This is a genomic window from Pseudoxanthomonas fibrivorans, from assembly GCF_041464125.1.
Classification (GTDB): Bacteria; Pseudomonadota; Gammaproteobacteria; order Xanthomonadales; family Xanthomonadaceae; genus Pseudoxanthomonas.
Genome location: NZ_JBGNUG010000001.1, coordinates 402,558 through 428,744, shown reverse-complemented (window position 1 = coordinate 428,744; position 26,187 = coordinate 402,558). Strand labels below are relative to the sequence as shown.

The 26,187-nt window shown below is 71.9% G+C and carries 24 protein-coding genes; 15 read left to right on the top strand and 9 right to left on the bottom strand.

Annotated features, from left to right (window positions below; genetic code table 11):
* Positions 1-20 precede the first annotated feature (20 nt).
* Positions 21-467 (top strand): hypothetical protein, encoded by a 447-nt coding sequence (locus ACA089_RS02070; protein WP_372012923.1) that lies wholly within the window; start codon positions 21-23, stop codon positions 465-467.
* A 1-nt stretch (position 468) separates the two neighbouring features.
* Positions 469-978, top strand: a complete 510-nt coding sequence (gene greB / locus ACA089_RS02065) for a transcription elongation factor GreB (RefSeq protein WP_372012921.1) — start codon at positions 469-471, stop codon at positions 976-978.
* Positions 979-1,056: 78 nt separating this feature from the next.
* Here the strand turns inward: greB and rimO are convergent, their stop codons facing one another.
* Entirely contained in the window at positions 1,057-2,427 is a 1,371-nt protein-coding gene (gene rimO / locus ACA089_RS02060) for a 30S ribosomal protein S12 methylthiotransferase RimO (RefSeq protein WP_372012920.1), read from the bottom strand.
* A 210-nt stretch (positions 2,428-2,637) separates the two neighbouring features.
* Here rimO and ACA089_RS02055 point away from each other — a divergent pair, with 210 nt between their 5' ends.
* From ACA089_RS02055 to ACA089_RS02040, 4 genes are all read left to right on the top strand, one after another.
* Positions 2,638-3,336, top strand: a complete 699-nt coding sequence (locus tag ACA089_RS02055) for a dienelactone hydrolase family protein (protein ID WP_372012918.1) — start codon at positions 2,638-2,640, stop codon at positions 3,334-3,336.
* Positions 3,333-3,749: an HIT domain-containing protein gene (locus ACA089_RS02050; RefSeq protein WP_372012916.1), complete on the top strand. Its 417-nt coding sequence runs from the start codon at positions 3,333-3,335 to the stop codon at positions 3,747-3,749. The genes ACA089_RS02055 and ACA089_RS02050 overlap by 4 nt, the downstream gene beginning before the upstream one ends.
* 30 nt (positions 3,750-3,779) lie before the next feature.
* The gene (locus ACA089_RS02045) at positions 3,780-3,944 is read left to right on the top strand and encodes a LiaI-LiaF-like domain-containing protein (protein WP_202935625.1); all 165 of its coding nucleotides are present in this window, start codon (positions 3,780-3,782) and stop codon (positions 3,942-3,944) included.
* Positions 3,945-4,047: 103 nt separating this feature from the next.
* Positions 4,048-4,230: a LiaI-LiaF-like domain-containing protein gene (locus tag ACA089_RS02040; protein ID WP_372012913.1), complete on the top strand. Its 183-nt coding sequence runs from the start codon at positions 4,048-4,050 to the stop codon at positions 4,228-4,230.
* Positions 4,231-4,342: 112 nt separating this feature from the next.
* Here ACA089_RS02040 and dcd read toward each other — a convergent pair whose 3' ends face one another.
* Positions 4,343-4,918, bottom strand: a complete 576-nt coding sequence (gene dcd, locus ACA089_RS02035) for a dCTP deaminase (RefSeq protein ID WP_372012912.1) — start codon at positions 4,916-4,918, stop codon at positions 4,343-4,345.
* Between the two features lie 100 nt (positions 4,919-5,018).
* Positions 5,019-6,092: an iron-sulfur cluster carrier protein ApbC gene (gene apbC, locus ACA089_RS02030; protein ID WP_372012910.1), complete on the bottom strand. Its 1,074-nt coding sequence runs from the start codon at positions 6,090-6,092 to the stop codon at positions 5,019-5,021.
* Between the two features lie 155 nt (positions 6,093-6,247).
* Between apbC and ACA089_RS02025 the strand changes: the two genes are divergently transcribed.
* The 7 genes from ACA089_RS02025 (at position 6,248) to rnfB (ending at position 16,122) form a co-directional block, all read left to right on the top strand.
* Positions 6,248-9,145: a TonB-dependent receptor plug domain-containing protein gene (locus ACA089_RS02025; protein WP_372012909.1), complete on the top strand. Its 2,898-nt coding sequence runs from the start codon at positions 6,248-6,250 to the stop codon at positions 9,143-9,145.
* Positions 9,146-9,276: 131 nt separating this feature from the next.
* Positions 9,277-11,265 carry a S9 family peptidase gene (locus tag ACA089_RS02020; protein ID WP_372012907.1) on the top strand — a complete coding sequence of 663 codons (1,989 nt, stop codon included), beginning with the start codon at positions 9,277-9,279 and terminating at the stop codon, positions 11,263-11,265.
* A 105-nt stretch (positions 11,266-11,370) separates the two neighbouring features.
* On the top strand, positions 11,371-12,159 hold the full coding sequence (locus ACA089_RS02015) for a tetratricopeptide repeat protein (protein WP_372012905.1): 789 nt from the start codon (positions 11,371-11,373) through the stop codon (positions 12,157-12,159).
* Between the two features lie 85 nt (positions 12,160-12,244).
* On the top strand, positions 12,245-12,685 hold the full coding sequence (locus ACA089_RS02010) for a DUF2147 domain-containing protein (RefSeq protein WP_372012903.1): 441 nt from the start codon (positions 12,245-12,247) through the stop codon (positions 12,683-12,685).
* A 131-nt stretch (positions 12,686-12,816) separates the two neighbouring features.
* Complete coding sequence (gene metG, locus ACA089_RS02005; RefSeq protein ID WP_372012901.1) at positions 12,817-14,928, top strand: methionine--tRNA ligase; 2,112 nt, start codon at positions 12,817-12,819, stop codon at positions 14,926-14,928.
* A gap of 113 nt (positions 14,929-15,041) precedes the next feature.
* Complete coding sequence (locus ACA089_RS02000; RefSeq protein WP_372012899.1) at positions 15,042-15,632, top strand: HAD family hydrolase; 591 nt, start codon at positions 15,042-15,044, stop codon at positions 15,630-15,632.
* A 58-nt stretch (positions 15,633-15,690) separates the two neighbouring features.
* A complete protein-coding gene (gene rnfB, locus ACA089_RS01995) occupies positions 15,691-16,122 on the top strand; it encodes an Rnf electron transport complex subunit RnfB (RefSeq protein WP_372012897.1) in 432 nt (143 codons plus the stop codon).
* Positions 16,123-16,146: 24 nt separating this feature from the next.
* On the opposite strand, the gene ACA089_RS01990 is transcribed toward rnfB, so the two are convergent.
* The 6 genes from ACA089_RS01990 to ACA089_RS01965 form a co-directional block, all read right to left on the bottom strand.
* Positions 16,147-17,052 (bottom strand): TraB/GumN family protein, encoded by a 906-nt coding sequence (locus tag ACA089_RS01990; RefSeq protein ID WP_372012895.1) that lies wholly within the window; start codon positions 17,050-17,052, stop codon positions 16,147-16,149.
* Between the two features lie 26 nt (positions 17,053-17,078).
* A complete protein-coding gene (locus tag ACA089_RS01985) occupies positions 17,079-18,044 on the bottom strand; it encodes a DUF1684 domain-containing protein (protein WP_372012894.1) in 966 nt (321 codons plus the stop codon).
* Entirely contained in the window at positions 18,041-19,840 is a 1,800-nt protein-coding gene (mutL, locus tag ACA089_RS01980; RefSeq protein WP_372012892.1) for a DNA mismatch repair endonuclease MutL, read from the bottom strand. Before mutL ends, ACA089_RS01985 begins: the two co-directional genes overlap by 4 nt.
* A gap of 82 nt (positions 19,841-19,922) precedes the next feature.
* A complete protein-coding gene (locus ACA089_RS01975; RefSeq protein ID WP_372012890.1) occupies positions 19,923-21,512 on the bottom strand; it encodes an N-acetylmuramoyl-L-alanine amidase in 1,590 nt (529 codons plus the stop codon).
* Positions 21,513-21,587: 75 nt separating this feature from the next.
* The gene (tsaE, locus tag ACA089_RS01970) at positions 21,588-22,070 is read right to left on the bottom strand and encodes a tRNA (adenosine(37)-N6)-threonylcarbamoyltransferase complex ATPase subunit type 1 TsaE (protein ID WP_372012889.1); all 483 of its coding nucleotides are present in this window, start codon (positions 22,068-22,070) and stop codon (positions 21,588-21,590) included.
* Positions 22,070-23,557, bottom strand: a complete 1,488-nt coding sequence (locus ACA089_RS01965) for an NAD(P)H-hydrate dehydratase (protein ID WP_372012887.1) — start codon at positions 23,555-23,557, stop codon at positions 22,070-22,072. The genes tsaE and ACA089_RS01965 overlap by 1 nt, the downstream gene beginning before the upstream one ends.
* 89 nt (positions 23,558-23,646) lie before the next feature.
* Here ACA089_RS01965 and queG point away from each other — a divergent pair, with 89 nt between their 5' ends.
* Both queG and xseA read left to right on the top strand, forming a co-directional pair.
* Positions 23,647-24,732: a tRNA epoxyqueuosine(34) reductase QueG gene (gene queG, locus ACA089_RS01960; RefSeq protein WP_372012885.1), complete on the top strand. Its 1,086-nt coding sequence runs from the start codon at positions 23,647-23,649 to the stop codon at positions 24,730-24,732.
* A 42-nt stretch (positions 24,733-24,774) separates the two neighbouring features.
* A complete protein-coding gene (gene xseA / locus ACA089_RS01955) occupies positions 24,775-26,136 on the top strand; it encodes an exodeoxyribonuclease VII large subunit (RefSeq protein WP_372012883.1) in 1,362 nt (453 codons plus the stop codon).
* The last annotated feature ends 51 nt before the right edge of the window (positions 26,137-26,187 follow it).

Here is a 26,187-nt window from a genome sequence, read left to right as displayed (position 1 = left end):
CGTCACGGGCGCCCCAGCAAATGACGAGCGCGCTGCCTGCCCGCTTGCGGTTGGCGTTCGTACCGGCGTTGGGGCTGGCGATGCTCGCGCCACCGGGGGTCCGTGCCTCGGAGCCGGCCGCGCCGGTCGCCGCCGCGGTCGAGCCGGGCACGTTCTTCGGCAGCCTGCCCCTGCATGGCTGCGCCGGCGCCGACGCGCTGTTGCGGCTGGATGCGGACGGACGCTACCTGCTGCAGTCGCATTGCCGCGCCACGCTGCAGGACCTGCCGCCCGAACACGGCGCCTGGTCGGTGGAATGGAACGGCACCTGCGTGCGGTTGGTCGCCGACGGCCTGGCCGGCGCGCGCGAGTTCGCGGTGGCGCTGGACGACCTGCTGGTCCTCACCGCGGGCAGCTGCATCGAGCCGGTCGACGACCCGCGCGGGCGCAGCCTGCACCGCGCTCTGGCGCCACCGGCGGCGCGCTGACATGTCGCGCTGGCGACCGCCTCCGGAAAAGAGCACCGCGCTGATCACCCGCGGCGGCCACGACCGGCTCAAGGCCGAGCTCGACGACCTCTGGCGGGTGAAGCGCCCGGACGTGGTCAGGGCGCTGGCGGCGGCCGCCGCCGAAGGCGACCGCTCGGAGAACGCCGAATACACCTATCGCAAGAAGCAGCTGGGCGAGATCGACCGGCGCGTGCGCTACCTGAGCAAGCGGGTGCCGGCACTGAAGGTCATCGACCAGGCGCCCGCCGATCCGGACGCGGTGTTCTTCGGCGCCTGGATCGAACTGGAACGGATGGATACGGGCGAGCTGGCGCGCTATCGCATCGTCGGCCCGGACGAGACCGATGCGGCGACCGGCTGGATCAGCATCGATTCGCCGCTGGCGCGCGCCCTGCTGAAGAAGCGCGTGGACGACGAGGTGGAGGCGCAGCTGCCGGGCGGGCCCGCGCGCTTCGCGATCGTGGCGGTGGAGTACGCGCCGGGCCCATGAGCGCGGCGTCCGCGCGGATGGCGGCCCGGGCAAGGACCGCATAGCGGCCGGCGCCGGCAGGCCGCGGGCCCGGGCGCCTTACAGGACGCGCAGCCCCGCCGCCCCGGAATCGCCGGAGGCTTCGGCGTACTCGACCTCGCCGTACAGGTCGTGCTCGTCGCTGCCCATGATCCGCACGTCGACGAACTCGCCCACCTGCAGGCCGGCGTCGCGGCCGTCCTGGATCTGGACCACGCCGTCGATCTCGGGCGCATCGGCCATCGAGCGGGCGATCGCCAGCTCGCCGTCGAGCACGTCGACCAGGCAGCGCTGCACGGTGCCGACCTTCGCCTCCAGGCGCGCGGCGGAGATCTCGCCCTGCCGCTCCATGAAACGGGCCAGGCGCTCCTGCTTGACCTCCTCTGGCACGGCACCGGGCAGGTCGTTCGCGGCCGCGCCATCGACCGGCGAATAGGCGAACGCACCGACGCGGTCCAGCTGCGCCTCGTCGAGGAAATCGAGCAGTTCCCCGAACTCGGCCTCGGTCTCGCCCGGGAAGCCGACGATGAAGGTCGAACGCAGGGTCAGCTCCGGGCACGTCGCGCGCCAGCGCTGCACGCGCTCCAGGGTCTTGTCCACGGCGCCCGGGCGCTTCATCAGCCTGAGGATGCGCGGGCTGGCGTGCTGGAACGGGATGTCCAGGTACGGCAGCACCTTGCCCTCGGCCATCAGCGGGATGACGTCGTCCACGTGCGGGTACGGGTAGACGTAGTGCAGGCGGGTCCACGCGTCGAGCTCGGACAGGCCCTCGCAAAGGGCCTTCATCCGGGTCTGGTACTCGCGGCCGCGCCAGCTGCGCGACGCGTACTTCAGGTCGACGCCGTAAGCCGAGGTGTCCTGCGACACCACCAGCAGCTCGCGCACGCCGCCCTTGACCAGGCGCTCGGCCTCGCGCAACACCTCGTCGACCGGGCGCGACACCAGGTCGCCGCGCATCGACGGGATGATGCAGAAGCTGCAGCGGTGGTTGCAGCCCTCGGAAATCTTCAGGTAGGCGTAGTGGTGCGGGGTCAGCTTGAGTCCGTAGTCCGGGACCAGGTCCAGGAACGGGTCGTGCTTCGGCGGCAGCGCCTTGTGCACGGCCTCCATCACGCTGCCGTAGTCCTGCGGGCCGGACACCGAGAGCACGTCCGGATACTGCTCGCGGATCAGCTCCGAGCGCTTGCCCAGGCAGCCGGTGACGATGACCTTGCCGTTCTCGTTCATCGCCTCGCCGATCGCGTCCAGCGATTCGGCCACGGCCGAGTCGATGAAGCCGCAGGTGTTGACCACCACCACGTCGGCGGCGTCGTAGCTGGGGACGATGTCGTAGCCCTCCACGCGCAGCTGGGTGAGGATGCGCTCGGAATCGACCAGCGCTTTCGGGCAGCCGAGGCTGACGAAGCCGACTTTCGGGTTCTGCAGGGACATGGTGACGGGCGTGTGGGGCGGGCTGCCGGGACGGTGGCGGTGCCGGCGTGGCCGGGCGCGGAATTATACGCGCGGGCCCGCCGCCACCGGGCCTGGCGCGGGGCGGTGTTCAGGATCGACCGGGACGCCGCCGGCTTCCGGGATCGCGTCCACCGGCTCCGGCGCGTCGACCGCCTACACTGGCGCCCCCACCTCGACCGGAGCGCCCCGATGGGCCAGTGGATCCAGCTCGACACCGCGCGCGGCCCCGTCGCCGCCTGGCAGGCCGACCCGGCCCGGGTTCCCAAGGCCGGCCTGGTGGTGATCCAGGAGATCTTCGGGGTCAACCCGCACATCCGCGCCGTCGCCGACCGCTTCGCAGCCGAGGGCTACGCGGTGCTGGCGCCGGCGTTCTTCGATCCGGTCGAGCGTGGCGTGGAACTGGGCTACGACGCGGCGGGCTTCGCCCGTGGGCGCGAGCTGGTCGGCCAGCTCGGGATCGATGCCGCGCTGGAAATCGCCTCGGCCGCCGCCTCGCAACTGCGGGCGCACCTGTCGGTGTTCCAGGCGCCGCCACTGGTCGGGACCGTCGGTTACTGCTGGGGCGGCACGGTGGCGATGCTGTCGGCGCTGAAGCTGGGCCTGCCGTCGGTCAGCTACTACGGCGCGCGCAACCTGCCTTTCCTGGAGGACGCGGCGCTGGTCGCCGCGCCGCGCGCGCCGGTGATGTTCCACTTCGGCGAGCACGACGCCTCGATCACCGCGGCGGCCGTCGACGCGCACCGGCGCGCACTGCCCGGCATGCCGGTCCACACCTACCCGGCCGGCCACGCCTTCAACCGCGACGTCGATCCGGACGCCTACGACAAGCCCAGCGCGCGCCTGGCGCTGGACCGCACCCTCAGCTTCCTTGCCGAGCAGCTGAAGTGAGCGCGGCCGACGGGTTCCAGCTCGATCCGCGCCTGGCCGCCGACAGCGCCTTCATCGCCGACGGCCCGCTCTCCCAGGTGCGGCTGATCGACGACACCCGCTTCCCCTGGCTGGTGCTGGTACCGCGGGTGGCCGACGCCAGCGAGTGGATCGACCTGGACGGCGGCCAGCAGCGCATGCTGCTGGCCGAGCTCAACCAGCTCTCGCAGCTGCTGCGCGCCGAGGCCGGCGTGGAGAAGCTCAACATCGGCGCGCTCGGCAACATCGTCCGCCAGCTGCACGTGCACGTGGTCGGCCGGCATGCCGCCGACGCGGCCTGGCCCGGGCCGGTCTGGGGCAGCGGCGCGATGCAGCGGCACGCGCCCGAGGCGCTGGCCGCGCGTGCGGCACTGTGGCGTTCGCGGCTAGGATAGGCGCCCACTCCAACTGCCGAACGACCCGCCATGGGCTCCAATGTCTTCGCCGCGCTCGTCCTGATCGTCCTCGGGCTGTTCTTCCTGGCCCGCAACCTCGGATGGATCGACAGCGGCCTGGGCAGCCTGCTGGCGACCTGGTGGCCGGCGGTGCTGGTGGCGGTGGGCGTGGGCATGCTGCTGCGGCGCAAGTAGTCCGTTCGCCGGCCGTGGCCAGGGCGCAAAAAGTAACTTCCGGCACCTGATCCGCGACCGCCCCGGCCCCAGCATGGCGACACACCCTCCCGAGGACGCCGCCATGCACCGCCGCCTGATTCCCGCCCTGGTCCTGATCGTGCTGGGCACGCTGTTCCTGCTCGACAACCTCGGCCTTGGCATCGATGCCGGCCAGCTGCTGGGCACCTGGTGGCCCGCGCTGCTCATCGCGGCCGGCGTCGGCAAGCTGCTCCTCCCCGCCGGCGGCAGCGCCCGGCACTGCTGAGCGGCGTCCAGCCGCCGCGTCGGAGGCTCGCCGCGCCGTGCTGACCCGGCCGGCGCATGTGCAAAGGGCGCGGTATCCGCGCCCTTCTCCTGCGATCCGGTTGCCCGCCCGCTCAGGTGCGCGGCAGGGTGACCCCGGTCTGGCCCTGGTACTTGCCGCCACGGTCGCGGTACGAGGTCTCGCAGACGTCGTCGGCGTCGGACTGGAAGAACAGCATCTGGGCCACGCCCTCGTTGGCGTAGATCCGCGCGGGCAGCGGCGTGGTGTTGCTGAACTCCAGGGTCACGTGCCCTTCCCACTCCGGCTCGAGCGGGGTGACGTTGACGATGATCCCGCAGCGCGCGTAGGTGCTCTTGCCCAGGCACACCACCAGGGTGTCGCGCGGGATGCGGAAGTACTCGACCGTGCGCGCCAGGGCGAAGCTGTTGGGCGGGATGATGCACTCGTCGGCCTCGATGTCGACGAAGCTCTTCGGGTCGAAGTGCTTGGGATCGACGATCGTGGAGTTGATGTTGGTGAACACCTTGAACTCGCGCGAGCAGCGCACGTCGTATCCGTAGCTGGACGTGCCGTAGCTGACGATGCGCTGGCCGTCGGCCGCATGCTTGACCTGGCCCGGCTCGAACGGCTCGATCATCCCGTGCTGCTCGGCCATGCGGCGGATCCAGCGGTCGCTCTTGATGCTCATGAAGTGTTCCCTGGGGCGCGGCGGCCCATGACCGCGCGATTCTAGCGGAGGCGACCGGCGGCGGCAGCCGCCACCGCCGCCACGGTCGGGGAACGCCGGCTCAGGCCAGCGTGGAGGCGATCGGGATCGAGGCGCGCGGCCGCGCCGCCAGCTGCGCGGCCAGCGCCTGCGCCGCGGCCAGGTACGCCTGCGCGGGCGCCGAGTCCGGCGCCGCGGCGACCACCGGCGTGCCGGCGTCGCCCTGCTCGCGGATGCGCAGGTCCAGCGGCAGCGAGCCCAGCAGTGGCACGCCGTACTGCGCGGCCATCGCCTGGCCGCCCCCCTGGCCGAACAGGTGCTCGGCGTGGCCGCAGTTGCTGCACACGTGCACGGCCATGTTCTCGACGATGCCCAGCACCGGCACGTTGACCTTCTCGAACATCTTCAGCGCCTTGCGCGCGTCGAGCGTGGCGATCTCCTGCGGCGTGGTCACGATCACCGCGCCGGCGACCGGGATCTTCTGCGCCAGGGTCAGCTGGATGTCGCCGGTGCCCGGCGGCAGGTCGATGACCAGGTAGTCCAGGTCGCCCCAGCGGGTGTCGGTGAACAGCTGGGTGAGCGCGGACGTCGCCATCGGCCCGCGCCAGATCATCGGCGTGTCGGTGTCCACCAGCAGGCCGATCGACATGGCCTCCACTCCGAACGCGCGCATCGGCTCGATCGACTTGTCGTCCGGGCTCTCCGGCCGCCCGGACAGGCCCAGCATGGCCGGCACGCTGGGGCCATAGACGTCGGCGTCGAGCAGCCCGACCTTCGCGCCGAGCCGCTGCAGGGCCAGCGCCAGGTTGACCGCCGTGGTCGACTTGCCGACCCCGCCCTTGCCCGACCCCACCGCGATCACGTTGCGCACGCGCGCGGCCGGCGACAGGCCCGGCTGCACCGCATGGGCGGCGATGCGGTGGCGTGCGTCGAAGGATGCCAGCGCGCTGCCGGCGGCAAGGGCCCGCGCCGCGACCTCGTCGCGGATCGCGGACGCGGCCGCCGCGGCCAGGGGAAAGCCGGTGGTCAGCTCGACGTGGAAACCGTGCGCGTCGGCGCGCCCCTCCCAGCGGGCCTGCGGCCCGGTCAGGGCGAGCCCGCTGCCGGGTTCGACCAGGTGCTGCAGGGACGAAATGAACGTTGGAAAGTTGCTCATGAAATCAGGTCATCAGCCGTGTCGGACGTCATTGTGACAAATGGATGCATCTGGAATTAAAAGCGTGTTAAGGTCGGGCCAGGTCATTTGTTATGGCCGTATTCAGTTTGGCTCGGGGTGAGCCGACTTCTTGAACTTGTTAGGGGATCCCATCGATGAAAAAGCGCTACTACGCGCCCAAGCGTAGCCGCCTGAGCGCGGCGCTCATTTCCACCCTAGTCCTGCCGCTGGTGGCCGGCCAGGTGCTTGCACAGGAAACCGAAACCCCGGCGCAGGCCACCGCCGCGGCGGAAGGCACCACCAACCTGGACAAGGTGACCGTGACCGGCTCGCGCATCAAGCGCGCACAGATCGAAGGTCCGTCGCCGGTCACCGTGATCACCGCCGAGCAGATGCGCCAGGAAGGCTTCGTCACCGTCGCCGAGGCCATCGACTCGATCAACCAGAACACCGGCTCGGTCCAGAACGACTTCAACGCCGCCGGTGGCTTCACCCCGAACGCCAGCCCGGTGAACCTGCGCGGCCTCGGCCCGGGCCGCACGCTGCTGCTGATCAACGGCCGCCGCGCAAACGACTATCCGTTCCCGTACAACGGGCGCAGCAACTTCCAGAACCTGGGCAACATCCCCGCCGCGGCGGTGGAGCGCATCGAGATCCTGTCCGGTGGCGCCTCGGCGGTCTACGGGTCCGACGCCGTCGCCGGCGTGGTCAACGTGGTGCTGCGCACGGGCTTCGAAGGCAACGTCCTGCGCGTCAAGGGCCAGACCTCGACCGATGGTGGCCGCGACATGGGTGACATCCAGTGGGTCGGCGGCAGGACCGGCGACAACTGGAGCGTCACCTACGCGTTCGAGTCGTACAACGTCGAGCCGCTGTTCGGCTGGCAGCGCGACTTCATGGATTCGGCCGAGGACAACCCGGCTCCCCCGGGCACCTTCCCGCTCGCCAACGGCAACGGCCGCGGTGGCTACCAGCCGCCGATCGGCATCCAGATCCGCCGCATCAGCAGCACCGGCGCCACCCAGGGCTACGTGATGCCGGCCGGTCGCGACTGCAGCGGCAGCCCGTTCTACGACCCGCACTTCTACACGAGCTCCTCCACCGGCGCCAACCTGGGCCCGGGATGCGGCTACGACCGCTACCCGGCCGAGCAGACCGTCGCCAACGGCAGCAACGACCTGTCGGGCTACGTCTACGGCACGCTCAACCTCACCGACACCCTGGAAGGCTGGGCGAGCGTGATGGCGTTCAACTCGCGCAGCCGCCTGGGCGGCGGCGTCGAACAGTGGTTCGGCGGCCCGCAGTCCAACGCGACGTTCTACGACCCGGACCTGCGCATGCGCGTCCTGCCGATCCGCGCCCTGACCCCGGAAACCTATGGCGGCGAGGAAGGCACCTTCCAGAAGTTCGAGGAGAACTCCCTGGACCTGGCCGTCGGCCTGCGCGGCACCATGGCCGACCGCTTCGACTGGGAACTGACCCTTTCGGGCGCCAGCTACGAGATCGTGCGTGACCGTCCGCGCATGACCGTGGAAGGCGCGACCGCGTTCTTCCTCGGCAACCGCCTCGGCACCACCGGCCAGGGCGCCTACACCGGCCTGGCGGGCGTGCCCAACGGCCTGCCCGTCTACCGCCTCAACCTGGACCGCTTCTACGGCCCGATCTCGGCGGCGGACTACCGCTCGATGTCGACGATGGTCCACTACGAGGCCGAGTCCCGGAACGGCGCCGGCAACTTCGTGCTGTCCGGCGACCTCTGGGAACTGCCGGCCGGCCCGCTGTCGTTCGCCGGCGTCGTCGAAGCCCAGCGCCAGAGCTACCGGGTGGACAGCGATCGTCGCCTGCTGCCGGACGTGCGCGAGATCTACAACCTCACCGGCACCGGCGGCGGCGGCGACCGCAACCGCTATGCGGCCGGCGTGGAGTTCAAGATCCCGCTGTTCAGCATGTTGACCGCCAGCCTGGCGGGTCGCTACGACAAGTACGACGACATCACCGAAGTGGACGCCGCGCCGACCTGGGGCGCCGGCCTGGAGTTCCGCCCGATCGACTCGCTGCTGCTGCGCGCCAACTACGCCACCAGCTTCAAGGCACCGGACATGCACTACGTGTTCTCCGAGCCCAGCGGTTCGTTCGGCACGGTCACCGACTACTACCGCTGCTACCAGGCGGGCATCAGCACCAGCGGCAACGTCTGCTCGACCTCCGGCGCGACCTACAGCTACCAGGTCTTCACCACCTCCGAGGGCCAGCCGACGCTGAAGGAAGAGACGGGTGACTCCTGGACCGCCGGCTTCGTCTGGGACGCCACCGACGACCTGTCGTTCTCGGCCGACTACTACCAGATCGAACTCAACGACGTGGTCGCGGTGCTGAGCGGCACCGACATCCTGGCCGCCGAGCTGGGCTGCATCACCGGCAGCTACCCCAACGGCAGCACGTTCCCGCATGCCGCGGGCAGCGGCTACTGCAACTCGATCACCTCGCGCATCGACCGCAACCCGGAAACCGGCGCGCTCACGGAGATCCGTTCCGGGCCGATCAACCAGTCGTTCCTCGGCACCAAGGGCATCGACGGCACGGTCCGCTACCAGTTCGACACCGACCGCTTCGGCGACTTCAACACGTCGCTGCAGTGGACCCACGTGCTCGAGCAGACCCAGAAGCTGTCGGTAGACCAGCCGCTGCAGAGCTACCGCGACCTCAACAGCAACCTGGACAACCGCAGCCGCGTCCGCCTGACCGTGAACTGGAAGCTGGACGACTGGGCCGCCACGGTGTTCATGAACCGCCTGGGCAGCACCCCGATCTGGGATCCGACCGTGCCGGTGGCCTATCCGGAGTTCGACACCCGCATCGGGCCGTACATCACCTGGAACGCGAGCGTCGCCAAGGACATCACCGAGAACCTGACCTTCCGCGTCTCGGTGGTGAACATCTTCGACAACCACCATCCGACCGACATCACCAACTACACGTACCCGTACTTCTGGCGCGCGTTCGACCCGATCGGCCGCCAGGTCGGCTTCGAAGCGACCTACCAGTTCAACTGATCGGATCGCGATGTTCCACCTGGGCCCGGCGGCAACGCCGGGCCTTTTTTTTTGCACCGGACGTGCCCGGGACACGCACGCGCCCGGCGCCCTCCGCTACCATCGAAGCGGGGATTTCCAACGGGGACACCATGAAGCCACGCCTTGCCGCCCGCCTGCTTGCCGCCGGCCTGCTCGCATCCGCCACCGCAACCGCCGCGCCCGCGGCGATCCGCGACTTCGTCGACCATCCTGCCTTCGGCACCGCCAAGATCTCGCCGGACGGCCGCTACCTCGCCATCACCGTGGACCGCGGCGACCAGGACGTGCTCACGGTCATGCGCACCGACAGCATGGAGGTGGCCAACGTCACCCAGCTGCCGGACAAGAAGAGCGTCGGCTCGTTCGAGTGGGTGGGCCCCGAACGGCTGATGTTCAACGCGGTGCGCAAGATGGGCGGCTACGCCCAGCCCTTCAACACGGGCGAATGGTTCGCGGTGAATGCCGACGGCTCCCAGCCCCGGCCGCTGATCTTCTACGGCACGCTGGACGCCACGCAGCGCGGCAAGGCCCTCTCCTCCGAACGCTTCCGCCTGGTCGACACCCTGCGCGACGACGACCAGTTCGTGATCATGGAAGCCAGTTCGCCGCGCTCGAGCGAGGGCGCAGGCAGCGAGCTGTTCAAGGTGGACGTGCTCAACGGACGGCGCCTGTCGATGGGGCGGGCGCCGCGGGAGAACTGCCGGATCGCGCTGGACCAGGCCAAGCAGGCGCGCTTCGCGGTCTGCTATTCCAGCCAGAACGAGGACGGCGAGTACGACGAACGCACCGAGCTGTACCGCCGCGACGGCCGCGACTGGACGCTGGTCAACGCCTCCACGGCCGGTGGCCGGCACCTGGACATCCTCCACACCGCCGCCGACGGCACCGTATTCGTGACCCAGGACGACGGCCGCGCGCCGGCCGCGGTCGGCACCCTGGACACCGCCACGGGCCAGTTCAAGCCGCTGTTCCAGGACCGGCAGGCCGAGGTCTCCCGCTACATCTGGTCGACCGACGAATCGGCGCTGGTGGCGGTGGTGACCGAGGCCGGCGCGCCAGCGGTCACGCTGGTGGACGAGGCGCACCCGGACGCGGAGCTGTACGCTTCGCTGGCCGGCGCGTTCGGCGGCCAGATGGTGGATTTCTCCAGCCACACCCGTGACGGCCGCAAGATCGTGGTGTCCGTGTACAGCGACACCAACCCGGGCGAGCTCTACCTGTACGACCGCGACACGGGCAAGGCGAGCTTCCTGATGAAGCGGCGCCCGAAGCTGGACAAGGACGCGATGGCGGCGGTCAAGCCCTTCAGCTTCACCGCACGCGACGGCAAGACGATCCACGGCTTCCTGACCATCCCCCGCGGGTCCGACGGACGCAACCTGCCGATGATCGTCAATCCGCACGGCGGTCCGATCGGCCCGCGCGACGACTGGGCGTTCAACCAGGAAGCACAACTCCTGGCCAGCCGCGGCTACGCGGTGCTGCAGGTGAACTTCCGCGGCTCCGGCGGCTACGGCGGCGCCTTCCGCGATGCCGGCCACGGGCAGTGGGGCCAGGGAATCCAGAACGACATCATCGACGCCACCCAGTGGGCGGTCAGGAGCGGCTTCGCCGACCGCGACCGCATCTGCCTGTACGGCGGCAGCTTCGGCGGCTATTCCTCGCTGATGGCGCCGATCCGCGCGCCCGGGATGTTCAAGTGCGCCTTCGGCTACGTCGGGGTGTACGACGTGGCGATGATGTTCGAGAAGGGCGACATCCCGGAACGCGAATCCGGGCAGCGCTTCCTGCGCCGCACGCACGGCACCGACGCGAAGCGGTGGGCCGAGAACTCGCCGGCGCGGCGCGCGGCCGAGGTGAAGATCCCGGTCTACCTCGCCGCCGGCGCCCGCGACATGCGTGCCCCGCCGGAACAGACCGAGCTGATGGCCAAGGCCCTGACCGCGGCGGGCAACCCGCCGGAGGGCATGGTCATCCAGTCAGGCGAGATGCACGGCTTCTACGAAGTGGACAACCGGGTCGCCCTCTACACCGGGATGCTCGCGTTCTTCGACCGCCACATCGGCCAGTCGACAGGGGCAGACGGCGCCGCGCCGTGACCGGAGCCGGGCCGCGCGCGGCCCGACCGTGACCACAGGCGCATGCGCCCGCACGGGCCTTCGCGGACGATACCCCGTCGCCCATTGCCAAAGGACCCGGCTGCCATGACCTGTCACCCCACCCGCCTGCGACCCCTGGTCGCGGCCCTGCTGCTCGTGGTCGCGTCTCCCGCGCTGCTGGCGGCGCCGCCGCCGGATCCGACCGGCGACAGCGCGCTCCTGAGCGCGGGCTTCCTCGAGGGCCATCCGGACCTGCGCTACCGGATGCTGGGGATGGACGCCTTCAAGGCCGGCAAGCACGAGCAGGCGGTCCGCTTCTTCAAGCGGGCTGCGCGCTACGGCGACAAGCCCTCCCAGGGCATGCTGGCGGAAATGCTGTGGAGCGGGAACGGCCTGCCCAGGGATCCCGCGCAGGCCTACGCCTGGATGGACCTGGCCGCCGAGCGCGACTACGCAGGCTTCGCCGCATGGCGGGAGCTCTACTGGAGCCAGCTGGACGAGCAGCAGCGGCAGCGCGCGCTGGACGTCGGCGAAGCCCTCTACGCCGAGTATGGCGACGATGTCGCCCTGCCGCGCCTGGCCATCATCCTGCGCCGGGAAAAGAAACAGGTGACCGGCAGCCGCACCGGCTTCACCGGCTCGGTCCGGATCGAGGTGCCCGGGCCCGACAGCACCATCTCGATCGATGGTTCGAAGTTCTACGACGAACGCTACTGGAACCCGGCGCAGTACCTGGCCTGGCACGACAGCCTGTGGAAGGATCCTCCCGCCGGACGGGTATCGGTCGGCGAGGTCGAGCAGGTGCCTGCCGCCGGGATCAGGCCGCTGCTCCCGCCGGCCGGTGGGGACCAGCCCCCCGCGGAAGCCCCGAGGCAGGATCCGCCGCCGCCGTAGCCACATCCATACGCATGCGGATGCGGTATAACGTCTCCAGTCCCTGCTTCCGACGGCGGACCGATCACATCCCTGGGAGGGGAACATGCGCAACATCCTGTTCGTCACGCTGGCCAGCGCCGTGCTGGCCGCCGTTCCGCTTGCCGCCAGTGCCGCCGACTCGGTCGTCGGCCGCTGGAAGACCATCGACAGCGAAACCGGCAAGCCGAAGTCGATCGTCGAGATCACCCAAGCGGCCAATGGCACCCTCAGCGGCCACATTGTCGAACTGCTCAACCCGAGCAAGCCGAACCCGGTCTGCGACAAGTGCAGCGACGACCGCAAGAACAAGCCGATCACGGGGATGGAGATCATCCGCGGGATGAAGGCCAGCGGCGGCGGCAAGTACGCCGGCGGCACCATCCTCAAGCCCGACGAGGGCAAGGTCTACAAGTCGAAGATGGAACTCGTCGAGGGCGGGAAGAAGCTGGAGGTGTCCGGCTGTATCGCCTTCATCTGCAAGTCGCAGACCTGGCTCCGGCAGTAAGCCCGTCCCGCCACGGCATGCCCGCGACCCGGCCCCGGCCGGGTCGCTGCTTTTCGGGCCATGCGCCGGGCGGCGGCGGGTGCGGCTTCGCCCCCGTGCGATAATCCCCGCCCCTCCGCAGCCTGCCCGCCATGTCCCGCTCCGCGCTCGTCACCAACGCCCTGCCCTACGCCAACGGCCCGCTGCACCTGGGCCACCTGGTCGGCTACATCCAGGCCGACATCTGGGTCCGGGCGCGGCGCATGCGCGGCGACACGGTGCACTACGTGTGCGCCGACGACACCCACGGCACCCCGATCATGCTCGCCGCCGAGAAGGCCGGGGTCACCCCGGAAGCCTTCATCGCCGGGATGCAGGCCAGCCACGAGCGCGACTTCGCCGCGTTCGGCGTGGCCTTCGACCACTACGACTCGACCAACTCGGCCGCCAACCGCGAGCTGACCGAGCTGTTCTACGCGCACCTGGACGCCGCCGGCCACATCAGCCGGCGCAACGTGGCCCAGTTCTACGACCCGGCCAAGGGCATGTTCCTGCCGGACCGCTACATCAAGGGCACCTGCCCGAACTGCGGCTCGGCCGACCAGTACGGCGACAACTGCGAGGTCTGCGGCGCGACCTACGCGCCGACCGACCTGAGGGAGCCGAAGTCGGTGCTGTCCGGCGCCACCCCGGAAATGCGCGATTCGGAGCACTTCTTCTTCGAGGTCGGCCGCTTCGAGGCCTTCCTGCGCGAATGGCTGGCCGGCGACGTGGCCCTGCCCGGGGTGAAGGCCAAGCTGATGGAGTGGCTGGACGCCGAGGGCGGCCTGCGCGCGTGGGACATCTCGCGCGATGCGCCGTATTTCGGCTTCCAGATCCCCGGCCAGCCCGGCAAGTACTTCTACGTCTGGCTGGACGCGCCGATCGGCTACCTCTCCAGCTTCCGCACCCTGTGCGCGCGCAACGGCGCGGACTTCGACCGTTTCCTCGCACGCGACAGCGACGCCGAGCTGCACCATTTCATCGGCAAGGACATCGTCAACTTCCACGGCCTCTTCTGGCCGGCGGTGCTGCACGGGGCCGGCCTGCGCGCGCCGACCCGGCTGCATGTCAACGGCTACCTGACCGTGGACGGCGCCAAGATGTCCAAGTCGCGTGGCACCTTCATCATGGCCCGCACCTACCTGGACGTGGGCCTGGAGCCGGACGCGCTGCGCTACTACTTCGCCTGCAAGTCCTCCGGCGGCGTGGACGACCTGGACCTCAACCTGTCCGACTTCGTCGCCCGCGTGAACAGCGACCTGGTCGGCAAGTTCGTCAACATCGCCAGCCGCTGCGCGAAGCTGCTGGAGACGCACTTCGGCAACGTGCTGTGGACCGCGCCATCGCTGACTGCCGATGTCGACGGGCTGGGCGACATCTGGCGCAAGCGGGCCGCGCTTCTCGGCAGCGTCGCGGCGCACACCCATGGCCCGGCCGCCGTGCTGTACGCCGACGACAACTTCGCCGCGGTGGCGCGCAACGCGATGACCGCCGCCGACCAGGTCAACGAGTACATCGCCCAGACCGCGCCGTGGGCGCTGGCCAGGGATCCGGCACGGCGCGAGGAACTGCACGTCGTGCTCAGCACCGCCATCCAGGCCTTCGCCGACATCGCCGGCGTGCTCAAGCCGGTCGTGCCGGTCACCGTCGCCAGGGCCGAGGCCTGGCTGGGGGTCGAGCTGGCCGTTGACCGCCGCATCGACCTCGACGGCCGCACCCTGGCGGCGTCCTACTCGCCCCTGTTCACCCGCATCGACCCCAAGCTCATCGACGCCATGACCGACGCTTCCAAGGACACCCTCGCCGCCGCTCCCGCCACTCCGGCCAAGGCCGAGGCGAAGCCGGCGGAGGCCAGACCCGTGGCGGCCACGCCCGCCGCGGATGCCCCGCAGCACATCGGCATCGAGGATTTCTCGAAGCTGGACCTGCGCATCGGCAAGGTGCTCGAGTGCGGCTTCGTCGACGGCTCGGACAAGCTGCTGCGTTTCCTGCTGGACGCCGGCGACTTGGGCCAGCGCCAGATCTTCTCCGGCATCCGCGGCAGCTATGGCGAGCCGGAGAAGCTGGTCGGCCGCAGCGTGGTCTTCATCGCCAACCTCGCCCCGCGCAAGATGCGCTTCGGCGTCAGCGAGGGGATGATCCTGTCGGCCGGCTTCGACGGTGGCGCGCTGGCGCTGCTGGACGCCGACGCGGGCGCGCTGCCGGGCATGCCGGTGCGGTAAAGGCGCCAGCCCGGGCGTCGCGGCCCGCACGGACAGGCCGCTGCGCCGGCGCCATGCCGGTCGCGTCCTGCGCACACCCGCCGCGCCGACGCGCGGCCACGGTCGAGACCCCGATGGACCTGGCGCTGATCGACTTCGACCACACGGTCACCACCTGCGACACCTACGCGCGCTTCCTGCGCGGCCTGGCGTCGCCGCGCCAGCTCGCCGCGGCGAAGTGGAGCGTGGGCCCGTGGCTGGCGGGCTACCGGATCGGGCTGGTGTCGGCGGCGGCGCTGCGTACCCGCGTCACCCGGCTGGTCTTTGCCGGCCGGGATCCGGGCGAGATCGAGGCGGCCGGCGAACGCTACGCCGAAGACGTGCTGCCCGGCCTCCTGCGCCCGGAGATGATGGCGCGGATCGCGTGGCACCGCGGCCGCGGCGACACCCTGGTGCTGGTATCGGGTTCGCTCGATGCATACCTGCGGCCGTGGTGCCGGCGCCACGGCCTGGAGCTGGTGTGCAACCGCCTGGAGAACATCGACGGCCGGCTCAGCGGCCGCTACCTGCACGGGGACCGCGGCCGGCACAAGGCCGCCGACGTGCTCGCCCGCTATGACCTGGCCGCGTTCGCCCGGGTCCATGCCTATGGCGACAGCCGCGAAGACCGGCCGATGCTCGCGTTGGCGCACGAGCGCTGGTACCGCGGCCGCCGCGTCGCCTGAAACCCGCGGCCGCGCGATAATTCCCGCCGACGCGCGGCCCTCGCGCTCCACCCGCCGCATGACCGACGCCTCCGCCCCCGACCTGGTCGAACGCCTCGACCGCCTGCTGCCGCAGACCCAGTGCGGCCAGTGCGGCTTTCCCGGCTGCCGGCCGTACGCCGAGGCGATGGCCCGCGGGCAGGCCGGCACCGGCCATTGCCCGCCCGGCGGCGACGCCGGCGCGCGGGCGCTGGCCCTGGCGCTCGGGGTCGATCCGGTGCCCTATGACCGCGCCCGCGGCACGCACAAGCCACCGCAGGTGGCGGTCGTGGTCGAGGCCGACTGCATCGGTTGCACCAAGTGCATCCAGGCCTGCCCGGTCGACGCGATCATCGGCGGCAACAAGCTGATGCACGTGGTCATCGATGCGCTCTGCACCGGCTGCGAGCTGTGCGTCCCCGCATGCCCGGTGGACTGCATCGTGATGGAGCCGCACCCCGGCAGGGCGTGAGGCGGCGGGCGCGGACGCCTGCGCTCAGCGCGCGCAGGCCGAGCAGATCCGTTCCACCCGGTATCCCCTGGCGCGCAGCTTCTCGACCACGCCGTCCCCGCCGAGCAGGTGCAGCGCGCCGACCACCACCAGGACGTCGTCGTCCTTGCGCGCCAGTTCGCGCTCCAGCTTCGGCAGCCAGGCGTCGTTGCGCTCCACGTTGATCCGGCGATACAGCGCCGGGTAGTCGCGCTTCATGTCCGCCGCCATCCGGTTCCACAGCCGCTCCGCGTCGCCGGCGCGCCAGGCCGCGTGCATGTCGCGCAGTTCGCGGGGGCCCTGCTCGGCCTGCTCCAGCGACTCGGCCAGCATCTGGGTCTGTTCCAGCGCCGTCATGCCGGCGAGCACCGCGATCTGGCCCGATGCCTGTTCCAGCCCCGCGGCCGGCTTGCCGGCGCGCGCGGCCGCATCCATGAAATGCCGGTCCAGGCCGAGCGCCGGATCCAGGCCCATCCTCGCCATCTCCGTCAGGCTCACGCTCAGGGCGATGAACCAGGGATCGAACGCCGCCAGCTGCGCGAGCGGCAACCCGTTGGCCTTCGCGTACGCCTCCAGCCGGCTCCACAGCTGCGGCCCGAGGTCCTGCTGCAACGTGCCGGGGCGCTTGCGCAGCGCGGCGCGGGCCATCTGCGCCGGCAGTCCGGGCGAGTTGGCCTCCTCCGGCGACAGCTCGAACGCCAGCGATTCGGCGTCCGCGAAGGCGGCCTCGACATCGGCGGCCAGCGGATAGTCGTCGCGGGTCAGCATGTGGAACGAGCCGAGCAGGTAGATCGAACTGTCCGCGTCCGACACCTTCCACAGCAGCGGCACCGGCGGCTCGGCGCGGGCCGGCATGGCCACGGGAAGGAACGCGGCCGCCACGAAGGCGAGGAACAGTCGGGTCGTGCGCATCGTGTGGAATCCTCCCGGCGGGTGCGTCAGTGCACCGGCGCCACGTAGTTCTTCTCGCCCGCGGCGATGGCCAGGTCCAGCCGGTTCTCCGGCGGCGGCAGCGGGCACGTGGCGAACAGGGTGAACGCGCACGGCGGGTTGTAGGCGCGGTTGAAGTCGAGCACCACCTTGCCGTCCGCGCCGGGCCATGCCGCTTCGAGGAAGCGGCCGGCCGGGTAGCTGCCGTGGCCGCTGGTGCGGTCGGCGAGGACGAAGAACAGCTCGCCGCCCGGCTCGCCCAGCGCCTCCAGCCGGAACAGGCGGCCGTCGCGCTCGAACTCGACCACGCCCGGGTTGGGCGAATCGCTCCGGGTGCCGACGATGTCGCCGATCGGCAGGGTCTTGCCCGGGGGATGGGCGATGAAACGCCCCTCGATCCGCCACGACGGGTCGGCCGGCCAATACTCCAGGCCGGCGAACTGCAGGCGGGTGGCGGCATCGGCGTACTTCACCCGCAGCGCATCGCGGTCGCCGCGGCGGATCAGGGTGACCTGGCCCCTGCCCTCGTCGAAGCCGATCACGCTGGGCTCGGCGTCGTGGTCGTTGCGCAGGGCGACGCGGCCCTTGAGCGGCTCGCCGTTCAAGGTCAGCGCCACGCCGCTTTCCGGGATGAAGGACCAGCCGCCGGCGCCCTCGCGCGCGATCATGCCCATCTTCTCCGGGCCGAAGGCGAAGCGCACGCCGTTGCCGATGCGCGCGCCGCTGCCCAGGTAATGCGCCTTCAGCTCGAGCCAGTGCAGGCCCACAAGGCTGGTCCAGCCGTCGGGCCGCAGCAGCTCCTCGAGGCGCTGGTTTCGCCAGGCCTGCTGCTCGGCGACGAAGGCCTGGTCCACCCTGGGCGTCGCGCCCGCCTTGTCCGCGGGATCCGCCCCGCCCATGCCGCCGCAGGCGGCGAGCGTGGCGGCCAGCAACGCCATCCCCATGGCGATGCCGGCGGCGCGCGCAATGCTCATCTTCCCCTCAGGAACCATCGATCGATCTCCCCCAGACTGAAGCGCGCCCAGGTCGGGCGGCCGTGGTTGCATTGCCCCGAACGCTCGGTGGCTTCCATGTCGCGCAACAGCGCGTTCATTTCCGGAACCGTCAGCCGACGGTTCGCGCGCACCGCGCCGTGGCAGGCCATGGTCGACAGCAGTTCGTCGCGCGCGGCGGCGACGCGGCGGCTGTCGCCATGCTCGCGCAGGTCGGCGAGCACGTCGCGCAGCAGCGCCTCGGGTTCCGCGTGCGCCAGCAAGGCCGGCACGCTGCGCACGTTGAGCGTCTGCGGGCCGCTGCGGGTGACGTCGAAGCCGAGGTCGGCCAGGGTCTGCGCCTCGCGTTCGGCCACGTCGGCGTCGCGTTCGCCGACCGCCAGCGCCAGCGGCACCAGCAACGGCTGCGCGCGCAGGCCGATGCCGTCGTGCGCGCCCTTGAGCCGTTCGTAGCCGATGCGCTCGTGCGCGGCGTGCATGTCCACCACGACCAGGCCTTCGGCGTTCTCGGCGAGGATGTAGATCCCGTGCAGCTGCGCGATCGCATAGCCCAGCGGCGGCACCTGGCCATCGCCGGCCGGCAGGGCCAGGTCCTGGCGCGGCAGTGCCGGCGCGAACGTGGCCGCGGGCTGCGCGTACAGCGCCGCGTACGCGCCTGCCGCTTCGTCCACGCGCAGTCCCAGTGGTTGCGGCTGCGGGGTCCACGCCGGCATGCCGCCGGCGGAGGGCCCGGCGGACCCGCCGGCAGCCACCGGCGCACCGGCCATCGCCGCCACCTCGGCGCCCGCGCGCGTGTGCGCCAGCGCCTCCTGCAGGGTGCGGAACACGAAGTCGTGGATCAGCCGCGAATCGCGGAAGCGCACCTCGTGCTTGGCCGGGTGCACGTTCACGTCCACCCGCGTCGGATCCAGCTCCAGGAACAGCACGTAGGCCGGCTGGCGCCCGTGGAAGAGCACGTCCTGGTAGGCCAGCTTCACCGCGTGGGCGACGCTGCGGTCGCGCACCGCGCGGCCGTTCACGTAGAGGTACTGCTGGTCGGCGCTGGAACGCGAATAGTGCGGCTGCGCGATCCAGCCATGCAGGCGCAACCCGGCGCCGCTGTGGTCGATGCGCAGCGCGCTGCGCGCGAAGTCCTCGCCCAGGGTCTCGCCCAGCCGCGCGGCGGCGTCGAGGTCGCCGGCCCGGTAGCGCCGCGAGGGCTTGCCGTTGTGGCTCACCCGCAGCTCCACGTCCGGGCGCGCCAGCGCCAGCGAACGCAGCCACTCCTCGATGTGGCCCAGCTCGGTGCGCTCGGCGCGCAGGAACTTGCGTCGCGCCGGCACGTTGAAGAACAGGTCGCGCACTTCCACCGTGGTGCCGGGCGCGTGCGCCTTCGGTCCCACCTCGCCGACCCGGCCGCCGTCCACCTGCAGCGCCGCGCCGTGCGCGTCGCCGGGGCGGCGCGAGGCGAGCAGGAAGCGGCTGACCGAGGCGATCGAGGGCAGCGCCTCGCCGCGGAAACCGAGCGTGGCCACCGCCTCGAGGTCGTCGAGCGAGGCGATCTTGCTGGTGGCGTGCCGCGACACCGCCAGCGGCAGTTCGTCCGGGGCGATGCCGCCGCCGTCATCGCGGATCCGGATCAGGCGGATGCCGCCCTCTTCCAGGTCGATGTCGACCCGGCGGGCGCCGGCGTCGAGCGCGTTCTCGACCAGCTCCTTGACCACCGAGGCGGGCCGCTCGACGACTTCGCCGGCGGCGATCTGGTTGATCAGGGTGTCCGGAAGCGGTCGGATCGGCACGGCGTCGCGGCGTCGCGCGCCGGTTCGGAAGACATGCGTGGATGATAGCCGGAGCGGGCGTGCGCCGCGTCCCGCGCGGGGCTCAGGGCGTGCCGCCGGCCCCGGCCATGGCCAGGCTTTCGGCCTCGGCGCGCGCGGCGAACAGCGTGCCCGGCGGCGGCTGCCGGGTGAAGTAGGTGTTGATCCCGTCCACCACCGCGCCGGCGACCTTGCGCTGGTAGGCCGGATCGGTCAGCCGCTTTTCTTCCTCGGCGTTGGAGATGAAGGCGGTCTCCACCAGCATCGCCGGCATGTCCGAGGTGCGCAGCACGGCGAAGTTGGCGCGCTCGATGTTCGGCTTGTGGTTGTTGCCGACCCGCTTCAGCCCGCCGAGCACGTGGTTGGCTGCATCCTCGGACGCGCGCATGTGCCCGCTCTGGGCCAGGTCCAGCAGCACGCCGGCGAGCACGTTCTCGGTCTGCTGCAGGCGCACGCCGCCGACCAGGTCGGCCGCGTTCTCCTTGTCGGCCAGCCAGCGCGCACGCTGCGAGGACGCGCCCTTGGTCGACAGCACGTACACCGAGGAGCCGCGCGCGCTGCGGTTCTCGGCCGCATCCGCATGCAGGGAAACGAAGATGTCGGCCTTGGCGGCGCGCGCGCGCTGGGCGCGCGACGGCAGCGGGATGAACACGTCCGAATCGCGCACCAGGAACGCCTTCAGGCCGGGCGTGGCATTGATCTGGCGCGCCAGCTCGCGGGCCATGGCCAGGGTGACGTCCTTTTCGCGCTTGCCGGTGGGGCCGATCGCGCCCGGATCCTGGCCGCCATGGCCGGCGTCGATGGCCACGACCAGCGGGCGCATGCCGGCGGCGGAAATGGCGGGGCGCGGCGGCGCGACGGGCGGCGGCGGGGTGGCGGGCACGGGCGTGCTCGCCGGCACCGGCGCCGGGGTGACCTGGGGGGTGGCGGCCGCCGTCGAACCCGTGGAGACCGTCGCCGCCGGGGGCGCGGTGGGGCTGCCTTCGAGGATCGACCGGGGCGACGCGGCGGTCGCGACCGGCCCGGCCGACGCCGACGGGCTCTGGACCGGGGCGGTCGCCGGCGGAACGGCAGCGGCGGTCGGCTGGCGCAGCGCCTGCGTGACCTGCGCCGTCAACAGCGCGGTCGCGCGCGCGGCGTCTTCGCGCGGATCCTTGGGCGGCGGGGCGGTCGGCGGCGAGGTCGGGGCGGCGACCACGGCCGGCACCGCCGCGGCGACCGCGGTGCGCGTCGGCGAGGTCGGGGCGGGCCCGTCGCCGGGCCATTCGATCAGCAGCCGTGCACCGCTGCCGGTGGATTCGGTCCGCAGCGGCAGGGCCGCCACCGGCGCGGACAGTTCGAACACGATCCGCAGGGTGCCGGGGACCGGCTGGCCGGTTCGCACCGCGGTGACGACCCCGGCGGCAGCCGGCAGGGCCAGGCCGCGCGCCGCGCTCGAGTCGGGCAGGTCCAGCACCAGGCGATCGGGTCCGCTGAGCGTCAGCGTCTTGTAGGTGCCGGCGCCCTGCAGCTGGACTTCGGCGCGCGTCCCGGTTGCGCCCTGGTGCAGGGCCACGGAGCTGACCTGGCCCGCCCAGGCGTGGCCGGCCAGCGCAAGCGCGGCGAGCACGAAGCCCCCCCTGCATCGTCCGAACCGGGCATTCCCTTGGCGCATGGGCCGGATTCAACCACCATGCCGCGACGAGTGCAAGGGGTTTTCCCTTAATAATCCGGGACCTGGGATACCTTCCTAGGGTCGCCCGGCAGGAAAGCCCGGCAAACTGCCGGTTTGTGCCAGCGCAGCCAGCCAGTCCAGGCCGCTCGGCGTCCCGCCCTCCAGCCAGGCCCGCCGTCCCGGACCCGCCTGCGCCAGATGGACGTGGAGGTCCGCGGCAGGCAGCGCCGCCGCGCCCCGCTCCGGCCATTCGACCAGCCACAGCGTGGCCTCGCCACCGTCCAGGCCGAGGAAATCCAGCTCGGTCGCATCGCCGATCCGGTACAGGTCCAGGTGCCAGGCTTCGCCACCGGGCACCGGGTAGCGCTCGACCAGGGTGTAGGTGGGACTGCGGATCGGCCCCTGCACGCCGAGTTCGCGCAGCAGGGCGCGCGCCAGCGTCGACTTCCCCGCACCGAGGTCGCCGTGCAGGTGCACCGCGGCCAGCGGCGGACGGGTCGAGGCGAGTGCGCGTCCCAGCGCTTCGGTGGCCTCGCTGTCGGCCAGTGCGATCTGCATCAACTCTCCTCCGGATTGGCCAGTCGGCGCAGCCAGGGCAACAGGTCCGATGGCAGCAACCCGCGCTCGCCGCCGTGCATGGCGGCCGCGTCGCCGGCCAGCCCGTGCAGCAGTGCACCGGCACACGCCGATTCGAAGGCCGCCAGCCCCTGCGCGCGCAGCGCGGCGATCACGCCGGTGAGCAGGTCGCCCATGCCGCCGGTGGCCATGCCGGGATTGCCCGCCTCGACCACGCACGGGACTTCGCCGGGTGCGGCGACGATCGTGCCGGCGCCCTTGAGCACGACCACGCAGCGATGGCGCGCGGCCAGTGCATCGGCGGCCGCGAAGCGGTCGCGCTGGATCGACGCGGTATCGGTGTCGAGCAGGCGCGCGGCCTCGCCCGGATGCGGCGTGAGCACCGCGTCGGCCAGGGCCTGCGGCCCACCGGCCAGCAGGTTCAGCGCGTCGGCGTCGAGCACCAGCGGCTTGCCGCAGGCGAGCACGCGCGCGAGCAGCGCCCTGCCCCATTCGCCACGGCCGAGGCCGGGGCCGCACGCGATCACGTCGGCCGCTTCCAGCAGCGGTGCGAATTCGGCGCTGCTTTCGGCCGCATGCGCCATCGCCTCCGGACGCCGCGCCAGGATCGCCGGCACGTGCGCGGCACGCGTGGCGACGGTGACCAGCCCGGCACCGGTGCGCAGCGCGGCTTCCGCGCACAGCGCGACCGCACCGCCGCCACCGTGGTCGCCGCCCACGCACAGCACGCGACCGGAACGGCCCTTGTGCGTGTCGCGCGGCCGCGGTCGCAGCCGCTCGCGCAGGAACGTCGCGTCGAGCAGCATCGCCGCCGGCGAGGCCGGGGCGCCGTCTGCCGCGGCATCCACCCCAAGCGGATCGAGCAGGAGCTCGCCGCGATGGTCCAGCGCCGCGCCGGTGCGCAGCCCGGCATGCGCGACGATGAACTGCAGCGTGCAGTGCGCATGCACCGCCGCGCCCGGTGCGCAGCCGTGGTCGGCGTCGATGCCGCTGGGCACGTCCAGCGACAAGACCGGCGCCCCGGCCGCGTCGAGCGCGCGGATCAGCGCGGCGACGTCATCGCGCGGCGCCTCGCGCAGGCCGATGCCGAACAGCGCGTCGACCAGCACGTCGGCATCGTCCAGCGGCCCCGGATACAGGTCGACCTGGCCACCGGCGGCCAGATACTCGGTGCAGGCGCGCTGGGCCGGCGGCGTGCGCGGCCCGCCATCGACCGGGTGCACGACCCGCACCCGGCGGCCGGACTGCAAGGCCAGGCGCGCGAGCACGTAGCCGTCGCCCCCGTTGTTGCCCGGGCCGCAGGCCACGACCACGCGGCTGGCCTGCGGCCAGCGCTGCAGCAGCACCTGCCAGGCCGCCTGGCCGGCGCGCTGCATCAGCACGTAACCGTCGCCGCCCAGCGCCTGGGTGGCGAGGCGGTCGATCCGGCGCGCGGCGGCGGAGTCGTAGAGGGCGGAGGTGGCATGCACGGGGTGGATTCTAGCCGCCCCGCGCGCGCAGCCCCTTGCGGCCCGCAGGGCGCGCGGGGCCCGCGGCGGCCGGTCCCTATAATTCCGCCATGACCGCCGCCACCCCGCCCGTGACCGGACGCGCCGCCGACCCGGCCGCGCTCGCCGGGCGCGTGCGCGCGCTCGCCGCCGGCCTCGGCTTCCAGCGCGTCGGCATTTCCGGCATCGAACTCGGCGAGGACGAGGCGCACCTGCGCGACTGGCTCGCCCAGGGCCTGTACGGGACGATGGACTGGATGGCCGCGCACGGCGACAAGCGTTCGCGTCCGCAGGAACTGATCCCGGGCACGCTGCGGGTGATCTCGGTCGGCCTGGATTACGGCCGCAACGACGGCGACGAGGTCTGGTCGACGCTGGCCGATGGCGGCCGCGCCTACGTCGCCCGCTACGCGCTGGGACGCGACTACCACAAGCTGATGCGCAACCGCCTGCAGAAGCTGGCCGAGCGCATCCAGGCCGAGGTCGGTCCGTTCGGCCATCGCGTGTTCGTCGATTCGGCGCCGGTGCTGGAGCGCGCGCTGGCGCGCAACGCGGGCCTGGGCTGGATCGGCAAGCACACCTGCCTGATCGACCGGGACGGCGGCTCGTGGTTCTTCCTCGGCGAGATCTACGTCGACCTGCCGCTGCCGGTCGACGCGCCGGCCAGCGCGCACTGCGGCACCTGCACCCGCTGCATCGACGTCTGTCCCACGCAGGCGATCGTCGCCCCGTACCGGCTCGACGCGCGCCGCTGCATCTCCTACCTCACCATCGAACACGAAGGCCCGATCCCCGAGGACCTGCGCCCGGCGATCGGCAACCGGATCTTCGGCTGCGACGACTGCCAGTTGGTCTGCCCATGGAACAAGTTCGCCCGGCGCAGCGACGAACCGGATTTCCGCGCGCGCAACGACCTGGACACGGCGACGCTGCCGCAGCTGTTCGCGTGGGAGGAGGACGAGTTCCTGCGCCGCACCGAGGGCAGCCCGATCCGTCGCAGCGGGCACGAGCGCTGGCTGCGCAACATCGCCGTGGCCCTCGGCAACGCGCCATCCACGCCGGCGGTGCTCGGTGCGCTGGAGTCGCGTCGTGGACACCCCTCGCCGCTGGTGCGCGAACACGTCGAATGGGCGCTCCGGCGCCACCCGCGGCGCTGAGCCGGCTTCGCGCTATCCTGTCCCGCCGACCCGCGCGTGCCGATGTCCGAGCAGAATCCCGTCCTCAGCCCGAGCCAGCTCAACACGCTGGCACGCGACCTGCTGGAGAGCGCGTTCCCGCTGGTCTGGGTCGAGGGCGAACTCGGCAACATCACCCGGCCGGGCTCGGGCCACCTCTACTTCACCCTGAAGGACGCGCGCGCCCAGGTGCGCTGCGCGATGTTCCGGCCCAAGAGCCAGTGGCTGAAGTTCGTCCCGCGCGAAGGCCTGAAGGTGCTCGGTCGCGGCCGGCTGACGCTGTACGAGGCGCGCGGCGACTACCAGCTGGTGTTCGACCACCTGGAGGAGGCCGGCGAAGGCGCGCTGCGCCGCGCGTTCGAGGCGCTGAAGTCCAGGCTCGAGGCCGAAGGACTGTTCGACGGGGCGCGCAAGCGCGGGCTTCCGGCCTTCGTGCGACGGCTGGCGGTGATCACCTCGCCCACCGGCGCGGCGGTCCGCGACGTGCTCAGCGTGCTGGCGCGGCGCCTGCCCCTGCTCGAGGTGGAGGTCCTGCCCAGCCTGGTCCAGGGCGAGACCGCCGCCGCGCAGATCGCCGACCTGCTGCGCCGCGCCGGCGCCAGCGGGCGCTACGACGCCGTGCTGCTGGCGCGCGGCGGCGGTTCGCTGGAAGACCTGTGGGCGTTCAACGACGAACGCCTGGTGCGCGCGATCGCCGCCTCGCCGGTGCCGGTGGTGTCGGCCGTCGGCCACGAAACCGACTTCACCCTGGCCGACTTCGCCGCCGACGTGCGCGCGCCGACGCCTTCGGTCGCAGCCGAGCTGCTCGTGCCGGACCGGCGCGACCTGCAGGCGCGGCTGCGCGCGCTGGCGGCGCGCGTGCAGGCGGTGCAGCGCCACCGCCTGCGCCAGGCGATGCAGCGCGCCGACCGCGCGGTGTTGCGGCTGCAGGCGCAGTCGCCCCAGGCCCGCCTGCAGTTGCTGCGGCAACGCCAGCAGGCGCTGGGCCGTCGGCTCGACGCACTGTGGCGCGAGCGCGTGCAGCAGCGCCACGCGCGGTTGCGCCACGCAGACGCGGTGCTGCGCGCGCACCACCCGGCGCGGCGCCTCGCCCAGCTGCAGGCGCGCCTGCAGCGCCTGCAGGCCCGTCCGCAGGCGGCGATCGCCCGCGTCCTGCAGCGCGATGCCCTGCAGCTGCGGGCGCTGGCGCGCTCGCTCGAGGCCTGCAGCCCGCTGGCGACCGTCACGCGCGGCTACTCGATCGTGACCCGCGGCGACGACGGCCGGCTGGTCCAGTCGGTGGACCAGGTCGCCGCCGGCGAACCGCTGCAGGCACGGGTGCGCGACGGCGTGATCTCCGTCACCGTGCAGGGCGTGCGCCGCGACCGCGACGACAACGCGGCCTGACGCCACGCGCGGCGGTCACGCCGCGGTCATCGAGCGGTCACCGCGGTTGCA

What these genes read in the sequence shown, in the direction of transcription:
- ACA089_RS02020 (WP_372012907.1), top strand. Translation starts at nt 9,277, where the DNA reads ATGAAGCCACGCCTTGCCGCCCGCCTGCTTGCCGCCGGCCTGCTCGCA.
- ACA089_RS02000 (WP_372012899.1), top strand. Translation starts at nt 15,042, where the DNA reads ATGGACCTGGCGCTGATCGACTTCGACCACACGGTCACCACCTGCGAC.
- apbC (WP_372012910.1), bottom strand. Translation starts at nt 6,092, where the DNA reads ATGAGCAACTTTCCAACGTTCATTTCGTCCCTGCAGCACCTGGTCGAA.
- ACA089_RS01975 (WP_372012890.1), bottom strand. Translation starts at nt 21,512, where the DNA reads ATGCGCCAAGGGAATGCCCGGTTCGGACGATGCAGGGGGGGCTTCGTG.
- ACA089_RS02045 (WP_202935625.1), top strand. Translation starts at nt 3,780, where the DNA reads ATGGGCTCCAATGTCTTCGCCGCGCTCGTCCTGATCGTCCTCGGGCTG.
- tsaE (WP_372012889.1), bottom strand. Translation starts at nt 22,070, where the DNA reads ATGCAGATCGCACTGGCCGACAGCGAGGCCACCGAAGCGCTGGGACGC.
- ACA089_RS02025 (WP_372012909.1), top strand. Translation starts at nt 6,248, where the DNA reads ATGAAAAAGCGCTACTACGCGCCCAAGCGTAGCCGCCTGAGCGCGGCG.
- ACA089_RS02015 (WP_372012905.1), top strand. Translation starts at nt 11,371, where the DNA reads ATGACCTGTCACCCCACCCGCCTGCGACCCCTGGTCGCGGCCCTGCTG.
- ACA089_RS01985 (WP_372012894.1), bottom strand. Translation starts at nt 18,044, where the DNA reads ATGAGCATTGCGCGCGCCGCCGGCATCGCCATGGGGATGGCGTTGCTG.
- queG (WP_372012885.1), top strand. Translation starts at nt 23,647, where the DNA reads ATGACCGCCGCCACCCCGCCCGTGACCGGACGCGCCGCCGACCCGGCC.
- ACA089_RS02070 (WP_372012923.1), top strand. Translation starts at nt 21, where the DNA reads ATGACGAGCGCGCTGCCTGCCCGCTTGCGGTTGGCGTTCGTACCGGCG.
- ACA089_RS02055 (WP_372012918.1), top strand. Translation starts at nt 2,638, where the DNA reads ATGGGCCAGTGGATCCAGCTCGACACCGCGCGCGGCCCCGTCGCCGCC.
- metG (WP_372012901.1), top strand. Translation starts at nt 12,817, where the DNA reads ATGTCCCGCTCCGCGCTCGTCACCAACGCCCTGCCCTACGCCAACGGC.
- rnfB (WP_372012897.1), top strand. Translation starts at nt 15,691, where the DNA reads ATGACCGACGCCTCCGCCCCCGACCTGGTCGAACGCCTCGACCGCCTG.
- xseA (WP_372012883.1), top strand. Translation starts at nt 24,775, where the DNA reads ATGTCCGAGCAGAATCCCGTCCTCAGCCCGAGCCAGCTCAACACGCTG.
- dcd (WP_372012912.1), bottom strand. Translation starts at nt 4,918, where the DNA reads ATGAGCATCAAGAGCGACCGCTGGATCCGCCGCATGGCCGAGCAGCAC.
- rimO (WP_372012920.1), bottom strand. Translation starts at nt 2,427, where the DNA reads ATGTCCCTGCAGAACCCGAAAGTCGGCTTCGTCAGCCTCGGCTGCCCG.
- ACA089_RS02040 (WP_372012913.1), top strand. Translation starts at nt 4,048, where the DNA reads ATGCACCGCCGCCTGATTCCCGCCCTGGTCCTGATCGTGCTGGGCACG.
- ACA089_RS01990 (WP_372012895.1), bottom strand. Translation starts at nt 17,052, where the DNA reads ATGCGCACGACCCGACTGTTCCTCGCCTTCGTGGCGGCCGCGTTCCTT.
- greB (WP_372012921.1), top strand. Translation starts at nt 469, where the DNA reads ATGTCGCGCTGGCGACCGCCTCCGGAAAAGAGCACCGCGCTGATCACC.
- ACA089_RS02010 (WP_372012903.1), top strand. Translation starts at nt 12,245, where the DNA reads ATGCGCAACATCCTGTTCGTCACGCTGGCCAGCGCCGTGCTGGCCGCC.